The organism is Acidovorax kalamii (assembly GCF_002245625.1).
Lineage (GTDB): Bacteria > Pseudomonadota > Gammaproteobacteria > Burkholderiales > Burkholderiaceae_C > Acidovorax > Acidovorax kalamii.
In genome coordinates, this window is record NZ_NOIG01000008.1 from 320,511 (window position 1) to 333,912 (window position 13,402).

The following is a 13,402-nucleotide window of genomic DNA, read 5'->3' on the forward strand; positions in this document are numbered from 1 at the left end:
CCGGAGTCGGTTTCCCATCATGCAGCGTCGCCAGTTTGTCACCCTTGCCTCCCACACCACGGCCGTCCTGGCTGCCCCCGTCTTCATGCGCAATGCCTGGGCGCAAGAGGGCGGCATCACCGGCAAGACGCTGACCATCGGCTGCTCGGCCGCACTCAGCGGCCCGCTCGCGGGCTTTGGGCAGGACATCAAGCAGGGTGCCGAAGCGGCGCTCGCGCACATCAACAGCCGGGGTGGCGTGCATGGCCGCACGCTGCAGTTCAACATGGTGGACGATGGTTACATGCCCCAGCGCACCACCGACAACGTCAAGCAGATGATTGGCCAGGGCAGCGCCTTTGCGCTGCTGTCGTGTGTGGGCACACCCAACAACACGGCCATCCTGCCGCTGATCGAAGAGGCGGGCATCCCTTACGTGGCGCCGCTCACGGGCGCGTCGTCGCTGCGCAAGGGCGGGCGCAACGTGTTCCATGTGCGCGCCAGCTACACCGACGAAGTGCGCCGCCTGGTGCAGCGCCTGGCGGGCATGGGGCTCAAGGGCATCGGCGTGGTGTACCTGGATAACGGCTACGGCCGCGAAATGCTGGAAGACGCCACGCGCTCGCTGGCTGAGCAGAACATCCAACCCACCGTGCAGGCTGCGCTGGCCACCGACGGCAAGAACCTGGCCGACGTGCTGGCCAAGGTGGCCGAAGCCCGGCCCGCCGCCGTGCTGCTGGCCACGGCGGGTGCGGCCTCGGTGGAGCTGGTGCGCGGCGTCAAGAAAACCGTGCCGGGCGTGCTGATGGCCGGTGTGAGCGTGACGCTGACCAGCGACGGCCTCAAGCAGCTGGGCGATGCAGGCAGCGGCATTGCCGTGACCATGGTCATGCCCGACCCCAACCGCGCCAAGACGCAACTGGTGCGCGACTACCAGGCCGCCATGCGGGCCAAGGGCCACCAGGACTTCACGCTGGGCAGCCTGGAGGCCTACGTCAACATGCGCGTGCTGGCCGAGGGCCTGGAGCGCGCAGGCTCGGACCCCAGCCGCGCCAAGCTGCGCACAGCATTGGCGGGTATCCGCAACTGGGACATGGGCGGTTTTGTGGTCGATTACAGCGGCCAGTCGCCCTATGTGGGCTCGCGCTTCATCGACCTCGGGGTGCTCAACGGCGCGGGCCGTTTCCTGGGCTGATGCCGCAGCCATGGCCCGCCTGGCGGCGGGCATGGCACCGGGTCAGCCGATAAATCGACCGTTGGCGCCCATCACGCCCAGGTCCAGAAAACGCGATCCCACATAGGGCGCACCGCCTGCGTAGTCGATGGACAGGCCGCCCAGGTCGTTGCTGCGGATGCCTGCGAGGGCGTTGCGCAGCTTGGCGCGCGTCAGCTCGCGGCCGGCGCGCTCCAGGCCCTCGGCCAGCACGCGGGCGTTCACATAGCCTTCAAAGCTGCGGGCCGAAAACTCCTGGTAGCCCAGTGCGCGCATGGCCTTCTGGTAGTCGCGCACCACGGCAAAGCTCGTGCGGGCCGCGTCGGGCAGCACCATCGACAGCGCAATGCCCGATGCCTTGCCACCCAGCTGGCGCAGGTTGTCACCCGACAGCGCCACGCTGGTGGCGGCCAGCGGCGTGCTGGGCGAGACCTTCTTGAACTCGTTGACCAGGGTGGCGGTGATGTCGCCCGCCGTGCCCAGCAGCACCGTGTTGGGCTTGGCGGCCACCGCCTGCTTGACCACTTCGGCGGTCTGCGCGCCTTGGGCGTCGAGCTTGAAAGCCTTGGGCGCAGGCTGCTTGGCCGCTGCCATGGCCTTGTTCACGTCGGCCAGAAACTCGCGGCCAAAGGCCGTGTCCTGGTACACGACGGCCAGCTCGGTGATGCCCATGGACACCAGCTTTTGCGCCAGGCGCTGGGCTTCGTCGGTGTAGCTGGCGCGCACGTGGAACACCGAGCGGTACTCTGCCTTGCGCAGCGACGTGGCGCCGCTTTGCGGGGCCACGTAGGGGATCTGCGCCTCGTCCACCAGCGGCAGGATGCGCTGGTTGTTGGCCGTGCCCATGCAGGAGATCAGCGACACCACATTGGCGTCGGCAATCAGCTTGCGCACGTTGTCTTCGGAGCGCGCCGCGTCGTAGCCATCGTCCATGGCCAGCAGCTTGATCTCGCGGCCGTGGATGCCCTTGGCGTTGGCCTGCGCAAAACCTGCGTCCAGCCCCTGCTTCAGTTCCTTGCCCAGGCTGGCCAGGGCGCCGCTGGTGCCCAGCGAGCAGCCAATGGTCACGCTCTTGGCGTCCATGGGGTCTTGCACGCCCACGGCGCGCGACGATGTGGCAAGCAGCAGGCCGGTGCTGGCGGCCACGAGGGATTGGGTGAATTGACGGCGTTGCATGGTGAAAACGGACAGGCAAAAAAACCACCAGCCCCGGGCAGGGGCTGGTGGAAGTTGAACAGGGGAGGTTGTGAAGCCTAGGGTTAACCCTTATTTTATCTGCCCAAGCTGCCATTTGGCTGTCAAAGGCCTGCGGGCCGTGGGGCAACCTTTACGCCGGGCCGGCGGGGCTGGCAGGGCCCGCTGGCGCGCGCATGCTGCCCGTCTCCACATACCGCTGGTGCCATGACAGCGCCTCGTTCAGCAGGTGCGGCGTGTGCTGGCCCACGGCGCTCCGTTTGGCGCGGGCCACGTAGTCGTGCAGAGCCGAGCGGAAATCGGGGTGTGCGCAGCGGTCGATGATGATTTCGGCGCGTTGCGAGGGCGAATGGCCGCGCAGGTCGGCCAAACCCTGCTCGGTCACAAGGATCTGCACATCGTGCTCGGTGTGGTCCACATGCGAGGCCATGGGCACGATGCACGAGATGGCGCCATTCTTGGCCAGCGACGGCGTCATGAAGATCGACAAATAGGCATTGCGCGCAAAATCGCCCGAGCCGCCAATGCCGTTCATGATGGCCGAGCCCATGACGTGCGTGCTGTTCACGTTGCCGTAGATGTCGGCCTCGATCATGCCGTTCATCGCAATCAGGCCCATGCGGCGGATCAGCTCGGGGTGGTTGCTGATCTCCTGCGGGCGCAGCACGATGCGCTGCTTGTAGTAGTCGATGCGGTCGTTGAAGTCTTGCATCGCCGTGGGGCTGAGCGACAGCGCCGTGGCCGAGGCGCTGGCCAGCGTGCCCGAGCGCAGCATGTCCAGCATGCCGTCCTGCAGCACCTCGGTGTAGGCCGTGAGGTTCTCGAACGGGCCGTTGTTCAGCCCCGCGAGCACCGCATTGGCGATATTGCCCACGCCCGACTGCAGCGGCAGCAGGTCTTTGGGCAGGCGGCCCTTCTTCACCTCGTGCTGCAAGAACTCGATGATGTGGCCCGCGATGCGGTTGGAGGTGTCGTCCGGCGCGGCATACACACTGTTGCGATCGGGCTGGTTGGTCATCACCACCGCAATCACCTTGTTCGGGTCGCAGCGCAGATAAGGTTCGCCAATGCGCTCGTCAGGCCGCGTCATGGGGATGGGCTTGCGGTGCGGCGGCAGGTCGGTGCCGTAGTAGATGTCGTGCATGCCTTCGAGCTGCGGGTTGTGCCAGGCATTCACTTCCAGGATGATCTTGTCGGCCTGGTCCAGCCAGGTCTTGTTGTTGCCCACCGAGGATGATGGGATCAGCCGCCCGTCGGGCAACACGCCCGCCACCTCGACCACCGCCACATCCAGCTTGCCCAAAAAGCCAAACCACACAAACTGCGCCACGTGCGACAGGTGGATGTCCACATACTGCATGTGCCCCGCATTGATCTGGCGGCGCACCGTGGGGTCGGATTGGTAGGGCAGGCGCATCTCGATGCCGTCCACCTGGGCCAGCGCGCCGTCCAGCTCGGGCGCGGTGCTGGCCCCTGTCCACAGCCCGATCTTGAAACCATGGCCCTGCGCGTTCAGGCTCTCGATGCGGCGGGCCAGCGCGCCCGGCACGGCCTTGGGGTAGCCCGCGCCGGTGAATCCGCTCATGCCCACATGGGCACCGGCAGGAATCAGGGCGGCCGCCTCGTCGGCAGACATCGTGCGGGAGAGAAAGTCGGGGTACAGCACCCGATCGGCCAGGGACATGAACAAACTCCGCAAAAAGAAAAAGGCCACCCGCCCGGTGAGCGGATGGCCCTGTGGACAAAACCCAGGATGCTAGCGGTCGTTGCTTACAGAATCAGGGTTAACCCTTACATTGTTCATTGGCCTTTGCGATTGAGCAAGGCATACAGCAGGATCGCGCCAAACGTGGCCGTGCCGATGCCGCCCAACGCAAACTGGCCGAACTTGAGCGTGAAGTCGCCCGTGCCCAGGATCAGGGTGATGGCCGCCACGATGAGGTTCTTGTTCTGCGAAAAATCCACCTTGTTGTCCACCCAGATCTTGGCCCCCGCCACCGCGATCAGGCCAAACACCACGATGGACACGCCGCCCATCACCGGCAGCGGAATCGTCTGGATCAGCGCGCCGAACTTGGGGGAAAAGCCCAGCACCAGCGCAAACACCCCCGCCAGCAAAAACACGGCGGTGGAGTAAATCTTGGTCGCCGCCATCACGCCAATGTTCTCGGCATAGGTCGTTACGCCCGTGCCGCCCGCGCCGCCGCTCACCATGGTGGCCACGCCGTCGCCGATGAACGCGCGGCCCATGTAGCGGTCCAGGTCCTGGCCCGTCATGGCCGTCACGGCCTTGATGTGGCCCAGGTTCTCGGCCACCAGGATGATGGCCACGGGCGCGATCAGCAGCATGGCGTTGGCCTCGAACACCGGCGCGGCAAAGTTGGGCAAACCAAACCACGCGGCGTTGGCGAGGATGGAGAAGTCCATCGGCTTGCCCAGCCCCAGGCCGTTGGTCAGCACCGCGTAGATGATGCTCGCCACGATCAAGCCCACCAGAATCAGCAGGCGCTGCACCATGCCGCGCGTGAGCACGGCCACCAGGCCCACGCTCACAAAGGTCACCACCTGCATCCAGCTGTCGAAGTTGCTGGCCGCCATGTTCTTGATGGGGATGCCCGCCAGGTTCAGGCCGATCACCGCCACCACCGAGCCCGTGACCACGGGCGGCATGAAGCGCTCGATCCAGCCCGTGCCCACCGCCTGCACCAGCGCGCCAATCAGCGTGTAGAGCAAGCCGCAGGCGATGATGCCGCCCAGCGCCACGGCAATGTTGGCATTGGCCCCCTGGCCCGCATAGCCTGTGGCCGCAATCACCACGCCAATGAACGCAAAGCTCGACCCCAGGTAACTGGGCACCTTGCCGCCCGTGACCAGGAAGAAGATCAGCGTGCCGATGCCGCTCATCAAGATCGCCACGTTGGGGTCAAAGCCCATCAGGATGGGCGCCAGCACCGTGGCGCCAAACATCGCAATCACGTGCTGCACCCCCATCACCGCCGTCTGCGGCCAGGGCAGCCGCTCATCGGGCGCAATCACCCCGCCTTGTTGCAGCACATCGGCGCTTTTTGTGCGCCAGTTCATGAATCCCATCTTGTTGGTTCCTTGTTGTTGAGGCGCGAATGCTAGTGGATGGGCATGGCGTTGCCGTGAACCTGCGCGTCATGCGCCCGGCGTCCGCCCTGTGCCGGGTTAGCATTTGCGCCAATCCCCGCTCTGCCTCCTACAGGCACCGCCGCCATGCACCCTCTGCCGTCCTGCCCCTCCTGCCGCCAGCCCATGGAGGCCCACCGGTTCACCAGCAACCAGGGGCACGTGCTGGAGCTGGACATCTGTTTTGCCTGCCAGGGCCTGTGGTTCGACCGGCACGAAAACCTCAAGCTCGCGCCCCAGTCGGTGGTCGAGCTGTTCCGCCTGTTGCACGAACACCGCACCGACCAGCACCAGCCCCTGGCAGAACGCATGGCCTGCCCGCGCTGCAACACCAGCCTGGCCAAGGGTTTTGACGTGGTGCGCAGCGGCCGCTACATGATCTACCGCTGCGGGCGCCAGCACGGCCGCTTCAGCAGCTTCTCGTCCTTCATGGTCGAAAAAGGCTTTGTGCGCCACATGACGCGCCCCGAGATCGACGACCTGGCCAAACGCGTGGGCGCCATCTACTGCACCAGCTGTGGCGCCCCCGTGGACATCCGCAAGGACCACGCCTGCCCCTACTGCCGCGCCGCGTTCTCCCTCATCGACCCCGACGCTGTGGTGCGAGCCATGGAGGGCTACGCCAAGGCCAGCAGCGAGCGCACCACCCACGCCACCCCCTCGGTGGACATCGGCGACGCCCTGGTAGCCCTGGAGCGCGACCGCAGCCGCGCCGAGCGCGAGCGGCAAAAGCGTGCATTCACCAGCAGCAGCGATGCTGCCGACAGCTCATTCACGGGCGACCTGGTGGCGGCGGGGGTGGCGCTGGTGTGGGCGCTGGTGAAGGACTAGTGGGCACCAGGGCCTGGCATGCAAGCCGGGACTGGTCAGCACCAGGGCGTGTGAGGCTGAATGCGCTGGCGGCCCCACAGCCGCGCTGGTCTTGCTGGGTTTGGAGCCAAATTGGGCGTCCCCGCCTGATGGGTAAGCGCTGATAGCTATCAATTTAGGAGCTTCTGAGAGCCGCAAGCCCGCACTTGGGAGTGGGCTGTACTTCAGCGTGCATCCTCCGCTTCGGGATGCGACAGCTACCTTCACGTCCCTGACACGTTCCGTCGGCGCAGATCGTCAACAAATGTCATGCCTCCTTCTCACAGGTGTTGGGCAGAGGTATCTTTCAAATCGCACTTCCCGATCCTTTGCAGGCAGTCAAAAAGCGACAACGCGTTGCATAGGGTTCAGCCAGATGGCCCAATGGGGAGTCCTCAAAACACATCCAAACATTCATCCCAATCAACCCACCAGCAGCATGACCGTCGAACACAGAAGAGGCGCGGAGCGGCGCAGCGGCAAAGATCGCCGCCAGATCGACAATGGCCCTCCCACCAATTTCGAGCGCCGCCGCGCAGTCGAAGCGAGGCAGCCAGAGCTGATAGAGGTGCATATGAGCGAGGACGAGATCCGCGCGCTGGGGTTCGTGTTTGAACAAGCCACGGCTTCAGTGCGCGGCTGAGGCCGGTACACCCTGTTGTGTCATGGGATAGTGCGCGCGCTCAAGCTCAAGGCACTGCGCAGTGCAGCGTGGACATCGGCGACGCCCTGGTGGCGGCGGGCGTAGCGCTGGTGTGGGCGTTGGTGAAGATGGTGGAGGACTAGTGCGCTGCACCGTCAGTCGCTGAGCACTGGTGGGCCACAATGTCTTGACATACCGCAGCGCGTGTTGCGGCCATTCGCCACGTTGCGTAACGGAGCGATCAGAATGGCGTGGCAAGCCGTTCAAGGGCCCAGATTCCGGGCCTCCCGCATCCCACCCCACCGTGGCGCCCGCTGCCACAGGAGGAGCGCCCGTGCCGCAGACCCCCGCCCGACGCCGTGTTCGACCGCCGCGCAGCCCCGTGCCGCATGTGGCCCCGGCCAGCCGCCCTCCTGCCAACAACCTGCTGCAGAGCGCCCACCTGCACCCCGTGCCCAGCACCCTGCTGATCCCGCTGGCGGCGCGGGCGCGGGGGGCGCGCTACTTTCCGTGGCTGGACTGCCGCGATGCCGTGGCGGGCGAGCTGCTGCAGCGCCTGGGCGCCGATGTGGATGCGCTGCTGGACGACCTGCCTACGGTGTTCCAGGTGCTGTGGCGCACCGGGGCCGTCAAGGCGGCGGGGCGCGCTTTTTTTGCGGCGCACCCGCAGGGCCTGGGGGCCAACCTGGGGTGTGGGCTCACGCAGCATTTCCAGTGGCTGGATGCGGGTGCCAACCGGTGGCTGGATGCCGACCTGCCCGAGGTGATGGCGCTGCGCCAGCAACTGCTGCCGGTGCAAGGCCCGCGCATGCGGCAGGCCGATGTGGACCTTGCCCAGCCTGGCTGGTGGCAGCGCCTGCGGTTGCCGTCGCGCAGCAACGCACAGCCGGTGCTGCTGGTGTGCGAAGGTGTGCTGATGTACCTGCAGCCCGCGCAGGTGCAGGCCGTGCTGGCCGAGTTTGCGCAGTGCGCGCCCCCGGGCTCGCGCATGGTGCTGGATGTGCTGACGCGCCAGGCCGTGGGCCGGGCCGCCCGGCACCCCAGCGTGGGGCCCACGGGGGCCGAATTCTGCTGGGGCGTGGGCCGCATGGCCGAGCTGGCCGCTGCGCATCCGCGCCTGCGTCTGCTGCGCGAGCAGAGCGTGGCCGAGGCTTACGGTTGGGCGGGGCTCGGTTTAGATGCGCTGTGGCAGCACTGGCTGGGGGCTCCGCCGTATGGGGTGGCAACGCTGGCGGTAGGGGATGGCGCCCCCTGAGCCGCAGTAGCTAGTTTTTTCGCAATTCTGCCAACTGCCCGGGCGCCAGCACCCGCATCCACGCGGGGGCCTTGCCCGTGAGCTGCCCCACGATGGCCGCCTGCAGCGGGGGCAGGCGCCGCGCGCCCTGCAGCACCAGCTGGCGCAGCAGGCGCGGCATCGGGCGGGCGTCGGTGTACAGGCGCACGATGGCGTTGGTGCCCTGGTAGATGGGCCAGGCGTGGCGGTGGTGGCCCTGGGCGTAGGGCGCGAGTGCGTCGGCGTTGCCAATGTCCTGCCCGCGCTGGCGCGCGCTGACCAGTGCGGCCGTGAGCCGCTCCACCCCGGCCAGGCCCAGGTTGTAGCCGTGGGCCGTCACGGGGTGCATGCCCACGGCGGCGTCGCCCAGCAGCGCACAGCGGTGGCCCGCAAAGCGCTGCGCATACACGGCGACCAGCGGATAGGCATGGCGTTCGCCCACCAGGGCCATGGGGCCCAGCCGGTTGTTGAACTGGGCCTGCACCTGGGCGGTGAAGGCCTCGGGGGTCTGCGCCATCAGCGCGGCGGCGTCGGCCGCACCCGCCGTAACCACCACCGAGCACAGCGCATGCCCTTCGTGTGGGTCGTCCGGCAGCGGCAGCACGGCCAGGGTGCGGTCGTAGCCAAAACATTCGTGCGCCACGCCGCCGTGGGGCTGCGTGTGGCGCATGCGGCAGACGATGACGGTGCGGCCAAAGTCGGTCATCTGTGCGCCGATGCCCAGCTGGCGGCGTGTGGCCGAGAAGCGGCTGTCGGCGGCCACCAGCAGCGGTGCCGTCAGGCGCTGGGGCGTGGTGGGGTCGCCGGGGGCTGTGCTGGCAGGTACGCAGTCCAGCTCGGCATGGCCGGGCAGTGTGGCCACGCGGGTGACCTGGGTGCCGGTGAGCAGGCGCACGCCCGGCATGTGTGCCGCCACGGTGTGGGCCGTGCGGCGCAGTGCGTGGTTGGGCACGATAAAGCCCAGCGAGCCGGGGGCTGCGGCACCAGAAGCGCCACCCTGGGCGCCGCTGGCTGCATTCAGCTGCAGCGCACTGTGGCGGCCCAGCGGGCCGTCGTGCACCTGGGCCTCCACGATCTGGCCCACTTCGTGGTCTGCCAGATGGGCCCAGGTGCCCAGCCGCTGCAGCGTGGCCCGGCTGGGGTGGGTGAGGGCGATCTCGCGGCCATCGGGCGCGGGCTGGGCCAGAGCGCTGTCGCTCTGCTGCTCCACCACCGTGGCGGTGAAACCGGCCTGGGCCAGGGAGATGGCCAGCGACAGGCCCGCCGGGCCTGCGCCGACGATGAGCACGTCGCTGTGGTGGGTGGTGGTCATGGCAGGGGGAAACCTAACGGGGCCGAACAAGAGCCCAAGCGCCTGCGATTGTGGGCGCAGCCCGTGCGGCGGGGTTTGCCCTGGGTCAAGCGGCCGTGCAGGTGATTGCTATTGAAATAATAGCTATCTGGGCAATGCCAGTGCGCGGTAGCGGCCCAAAAACCTTCAAATTTCTGAACCCCGGGCCTGCGTTGCGCAAGGTGGGCTCGTCCCCACCGTCACCACCGCTCAGCCGTTCAGTCCTTGGCGACCTTGCGCGTGCCCCTGGCCGGTTTCTTCTTGGCCGTGCCTGCCTTCTTGCCGCGCAGGTGCAGCCCCCAGGTCACCAGCAGCCACAGATAGGACGCGGGGATGCTGTACGCAGCAAAGGCGGCCAGCGACAGCGGCGGTGCGGTGATGGAGCGCGGGTTGGCAATGGTCGCCAGCAGCTGGCGTGTGCCCGTGCCCACCTCGGGCGTGGTGTGCTGGCTGCCCGAACGTGCCATGAGCGCGCCCATGAAGGTGAAGAACTCCATGAGCAGTGCGCCGATCAGAAAACACGCGGCCAGGGCCAGCAGCTGCGCAAACGCCCCGCGGTTGCCCTTGGCCAGAAAAACGATGGCCGACACCAGCACCAGGGCGGGCAGCACAAGGACCACGGCGGGCCAGGCGGACAGGAGCAGGGGCATGGGAGTCGGTACCGGTATCAGCCGCGAAGCAACAAGAGGAGACAGAAGGACGCTGGGGCGGGTGTGGCTGCGGATGATAGACGCATGCACACCGCCCCTCGCGCCCATGGTGCCCGTCTACGGCTGCGGCGGCGTGGCCGGGCCCGCCATTTCGCGCAGGCGGCGGCGCAGTGCGCGGTCGCGGCGGTCTTCGGCCTCCCAGTCGGCTTTCACGCCGCGCCACAGCGCCAGCGCCATGAGCAGGATCACCGCGGTGAAGGGCAGGGCGAACACGATGGTGGCGGTCTGCACTGCCTTCACGCCCCCGGCCAGCAGCAGGCTCACGGCAATGCCCGAGATCAGCAGGCCCCAGACCACCTTGACGCGCGCGGACGGGTTCTCGTTGCCCCGGGTGCTCATCATGCCCAGCACCAACACGGCCGAGTCGCCCGAGGTGACGAAGAACACCACCACCAGCACCGTGGCCACCCCCGACATCAGCGCGCCCCAGGGCAGCGCGTGGAACAGCGAGAACAGCGCGGTGGAGACATCGGCGTTGACCGCATCGGCAATGGGCACGCCCTGCATGATCTGCAGGTGCAGCGCTGTGCCGCCAAACACCGAGAACCACACAAACGCCGCCAGCGTGGGCGCCAGCACCGTGCCCAGGATGAATTCGCGGATGCTGCGCCCGCGCGAGACGCGTGCGATGAACAGGCCCACAAATGGCGACCAGCTCACCCACCAGGCCCAGTAGAACACCGTCCAGCCGCTCACCCAGCCGCTGTCGCGGAAGGGCGTCATGCGCAGGCTCATGCGCACAAACTCGCTCAGGTAGCTGCCTAGCGTGTTGGTAAAGGTGTCGATGATGACCACCGTGGGCCCCAGCGTGAACACCGCCAGCGCCAGCAGCGCCGCAATGATGAGGTTGAAGGTGGACAGCCACTTGATGCCGCGCGCCACGCCCGACACCGCCGAGGCGAGGAACAGCACCGTGGTCACCCCGATGATGCCCACCTGCCAGGCTTCATTCACCGGCACGCCCATCGTGGCGGCCAGGCCGCTGTTGATCTGCAGCGCTCCCATGCCCAGCGATGCCGCCACGCCGAACGCAGTGGCGATCACCGCGAGCACATTGACTACCGGGCCGATGCGCTGCAGCGGCGCCCAGGGCAGGGCCATCACGGCGGTGCTGACCAGCGCCGAGCCGCCTTTGCGGAACTGAAAGAACGCAATCGCCAGCGCCACGATGCTGTACACCGCCCAGGGGTGCAGCCCCCAGTGGAAGAAGCTGTAGCGCATGGCCGCGTTGGCGGCTTCGGGCGTGTGCGGCGCGATGCCGGGCGGCGGCGTGCCGTAGTGCGAGATGGGCTCGGCCACGCCCCAGAACACCAGGCCAATGCCCATGCCCGCCGCAAACAGCATGGCAAACCACGCGCCGATGGAGAACTCGGGCTCGTCGTCCTCCTGGCCCAGCTTCAGGTCGCCGTAGCGGCTGAACGCCAGGATGAGCGCCATCACCACCAGGCCCAGCACCACCCACAGGTAGAACCAGCCGAAGTTGCGCGTGATGGCCGCCAGGGCCGTGTCGAACACGGCGCCGAGCGAGTCCGGCGCCGCCACGCCCCAGAGCACGATGGCGAGGATCAGCCCCGCCGAGATGAGAAGTTCCATGGATCACCTTTCTTCTGCTGAATCGACAAGGAGATGCGCGGAGCCTTGTGCCGGGCTTTGCCTGGCGTGCGGCGAGCGGTGTGCGAGACACGCCATGCCGCATTGGCGCTCCAGCAGCGTGCCACCGGGCACGCCCGGCGGTCAATGCGCCTGTGGCACCCGTGCGCCATGCACGAATGAAGCACAGGTACGCAGGTGCCGACCGCAGCGGTGGCTGCACATCTCGGAAGGAAAGACGGGCCGGCCTGGCGGATGGCAGGCCCACCGCAGGGGTGGCTTGCCACAACGCCGCATCGCAAGGATGAAGAGAAGGCCGGGCCCGGAGCCGATGCGCGCGTGGGAGCCAGCGGCGCGGCAAGGCGGGGCGTTTGCGCGGCACCGTCCGTGGACGGCGCCAGAGGGTTGGCGCAAACGGGGAAAAAGGGCGCCAGTGTAGGCAATGGCTGCGCTACGGCACCGGCAATACCGCAGTCAAGCCAGGGGTTGTGGGCGGTGTGATGGCGCGGGGCCTGCGTTGGCGGGTGTCTGCGCATGTGCTGGTGCAAACGTTGTTGCAAGCGCTGGCACGGCCACAAAGTCCGCCACGGCCTGCAGCACTTCGGCCTGCTGCAGGATCTTGCGGTGGCCCAGGCCCTCGGTGGCCAGCAGCGTGGCGCCCGCGATGTGGTCGCGGTAGGCCTCGCCGTCGGCAAAGCGGTTGATGCGGTCGCCCCGGTCGTGCACCACCAGCGTGGGCAGGGCGATGCGTGGGCCCACGGCCGGGGGCTCGAACTGGCGCATCAGGATGCCTTCGCGCGCCTCGATGCGTCGCTGCATGGCCGCGCGGGTGCGCTCGGTCAGGCCAAACACCTGCGCGAACAGGCGCGTGTACTCGTGCGGCGAGGCGGGTGGCGCCAGCAGCACCAGCCGCCCGGTGGCCAGGCCCCGGCTGGCTGCGTGCGCGGCAGCGTTGGCCGCGAGCGAATGGGCCACCACGGCGTGGGGCGCCGAGTCCTGCGCGTGCAGGCGGGCGGTGGTGTATTCGATGGCGCGGGCGAACTGCGGCAGGTTGCTCACGCGGCCCCGGCTGCCGCCGTGGGCGGGCAGATCCACCAGCACCGGGCGCAGGCCGCGCGCGGTCAGGGCATCGGCCAGCGGCAGCATCTGGCGCGCATGGCCGCCCCAGCCGTGCAGCAGCAGCACCGTGGGGCCATGCGGCTGGGCCTGGGGCAGGTAGAGCGTGATCTCCGCGTCTTCAAATGCCAGGCGCTCGGTGCGCCAGTGGCCGGGGGGCACGGCAGGGCGGCCGGGTTTGCGCAAGGGCAGCGGCGTGCCAAACAGGCGCGAGGCCACGCGCACGGCCAGCGCGGGCCACAGGCGCTCGGTGGTGCCCAGCGCCAGGCGCAGCAGGCGCATGCCGGGGTGTTCGCCGTAGAAGCTGGACGTGGCCTGCAGCGCGGTGGAGGGGGAGGTGTTCATGGTGGGGCTC

At 67.9% G+C, this 13,402-nt stretch carries 12 protein-coding genes; 5 read left to right on the forward strand and 7 right to left on the reverse strand.

Annotation, left to right across the window (positions count from 1 at the left end; all coding sequences use genetic code 11):
* Positions 1 to 19 precede the first annotated feature (19 nt).
* Positions 20 to 1,174 carry an ABC transporter substrate-binding protein gene (locus CBY09_RS12845; protein WP_094289997.1) on the forward strand — a complete coding sequence of 385 codons (1,155 nt, stop codon included), beginning with the start codon at positions 20 to 22 and terminating at the stop codon, positions 1,172 to 1,174.
* Between the two features lie 42 nt (positions 1,175 to 1,216).
* Here the strand turns inward: CBY09_RS12845 and CBY09_RS12850 are convergent, their stop codons facing one another.
* The 3 genes from CBY09_RS12850 to CBY09_RS12860 all read right to left on the reverse strand — a co-directional run bounded on the left by CBY09_RS12850 (position 1,217) and on the right by CBY09_RS12860 (position 5,476).
* Entirely contained in the window at positions 1,217 to 2,368 is a 1,152-nt protein-coding gene (locus CBY09_RS12850) for an ABC transporter substrate-binding protein (RefSeq protein ID WP_094289998.1), read from the reverse strand.
* 151 nt (positions 2,369 to 2,519) lie between these two features.
* Positions 2,520 to 4,070 (reverse strand): acetyl-CoA hydrolase/transferase family protein, encoded by a 1,551-nt coding sequence (locus CBY09_RS12855; RefSeq protein WP_094290212.1) that lies wholly within the window; start codon positions 4,068 to 4,070, stop codon positions 2,520 to 2,522.
* A gap of 116 nt (positions 4,071 to 4,186) precedes the next feature.
* The gene (locus CBY09_RS12860) at positions 4,187 to 5,476 is read right to left on the reverse strand and encodes a solute carrier family 23 protein (protein ID WP_094289999.1); all 1,290 of its coding nucleotides are present in this window, start codon (positions 5,474 to 5,476) and stop codon (positions 4,187 to 4,189) included.
* A gap of 147 nt (positions 5,477 to 5,623) precedes the next feature.
* Between CBY09_RS12860 and CBY09_RS12865 the strand changes: the two genes are divergently transcribed.
* The 4 genes from CBY09_RS12865 (at position 5,624) to CBY09_RS12875 (ending at position 8,283) form a co-directional block, all read left to right on the forward strand.
* Entirely contained in the window at positions 5,624 to 6,367 is a 744-nt protein-coding gene (locus CBY09_RS12865; protein WP_094290000.1) for a zf-TFIIB domain-containing protein, read from the forward strand.
* A gap of 457 nt (positions 6,368 to 6,824) precedes the next feature.
* The gene (locus tag CBY09_RS12870) at positions 6,825 to 7,028 is read left to right on the forward strand and encodes a hypothetical protein (RefSeq protein ID WP_094290001.1); all 204 of its coding nucleotides are present in this window, start codon (positions 6,825 to 6,827) and stop codon (positions 7,026 to 7,028) included.
* A gap of 17 nt (positions 7,029 to 7,045) precedes the next feature.
* The gene (locus tag CBY09_RS24240; RefSeq protein WP_276208285.1) at positions 7,046 to 7,171 is read left to right on the forward strand and encodes a hypothetical protein; all 126 of its coding nucleotides are present in this window, start codon (positions 7,046 to 7,048) and stop codon (positions 7,169 to 7,171) included.
* Between the two features lie 191 nt (positions 7,172 to 7,362).
* Entirely contained in the window at positions 7,363 to 8,283 is a 921-nt protein-coding gene (locus tag CBY09_RS12875; RefSeq protein ID WP_094290002.1) for a class I SAM-dependent methyltransferase, read from the forward strand.
* Positions 8,284 to 8,293: 10 nt separating this feature from the next.
* Here CBY09_RS12875 and ubiM read toward each other — a convergent pair whose 3' ends face one another.
* The 4 genes from ubiM to CBY09_RS12895 form a co-directional block, all read right to left on the reverse strand.
* The gene (ubiM, locus tag CBY09_RS12880; RefSeq protein ID WP_094290003.1) at positions 8,294 to 9,613 is read right to left on the reverse strand and encodes a 5-demethoxyubiquinol-8 5-hydroxylase UbiM; all 1,320 of its coding nucleotides are present in this window, start codon (positions 9,611 to 9,613) and stop codon (positions 8,294 to 8,296) included.
* A 236-nt stretch (positions 9,614 to 9,849) separates the two neighbouring features.
* Entirely contained in the window at positions 9,850 to 10,281 is a 432-nt protein-coding gene (locus CBY09_RS12885) for a hypothetical protein (protein ID WP_094290004.1), read from the reverse strand.
* Between the two features lie 117 nt (positions 10,282 to 10,398).
* Complete coding sequence (locus CBY09_RS12890) at positions 10,399 to 11,934, reverse strand: BCCT family transporter (RefSeq protein WP_094290005.1); 1,536 nt, start codon at positions 11,932 to 11,934, stop codon at positions 10,399 to 10,401.
* Between the two features lie 471 nt (positions 11,935 to 12,405).
* Entirely contained in the window at positions 12,406 to 13,392 is a 987-nt protein-coding gene (locus CBY09_RS12895) for an alpha/beta fold hydrolase (RefSeq protein ID WP_240515710.1), read from the reverse strand.
* Positions 13,393 to 13,402 lie beyond the last annotated feature (10 nt).

Coding starts and splice junctions, on each gene's coding strand:
- CBY09_RS12845 (WP_094289997.1), top strand. CDS start 20: ATGCAGCGTCGCCAGTTTGTCACCCTTGCCTCCCACACCACGGCCGTC.
- CBY09_RS12860 (WP_094289999.1), bottom strand. CDS start 5,476: ATGGGATTCATGAACTGGCGCACAAAAAGCGCCGATGTGCTGCAACAA.
- CBY09_RS12885 (WP_094290004.1), bottom strand. CDS start 10,281: ATGCCCCTGCTCCTGTCCGCCTGGCCCGCCGTGGTCCTTGTGCTGCCC.
- CBY09_RS12890 (WP_094290005.1), bottom strand. CDS start 11,934: ATGGAACTTCTCATCTCGGCGGGGCTGATCCTCGCCATCGTGCTCTGG.
- CBY09_RS12895 (WP_240515710.1), bottom strand. CDS start 13,392: ATGAACACCTCCCCCTCCACCGCGCTGCAGGCCACGTCCAGCTTCTAC.
- CBY09_RS12870 (WP_094290001.1), top strand. CDS start 6,825: ATGACCGTCGAACACAGAAGAGGCGCGGAGCGGCGCAGCGGCAAAGAT.
- ubiM (WP_094290003.1), bottom strand. CDS start 9,613: ATGACCACCACCCACCACAGCGACGTGCTCATCGTCGGCGCAGGCCCG.
- CBY09_RS12850 (WP_094289998.1), bottom strand. CDS start 2,368: ATGCAACGCCGTCAATTCACCCAATCCCTCGTGGCCGCCAGCACCGGC.
- CBY09_RS12855 (WP_094290212.1), bottom strand. CDS start 4,070: ATGTCCCTGGCCGATCGGGTGCTGTACCCCGACTTTCTCTCCCGCACG.
- CBY09_RS12865 (WP_094290000.1), top strand. CDS start 5,624: ATGCACCCTCTGCCGTCCTGCCCCTCCTGCCGCCAGCCCATGGAGGCC.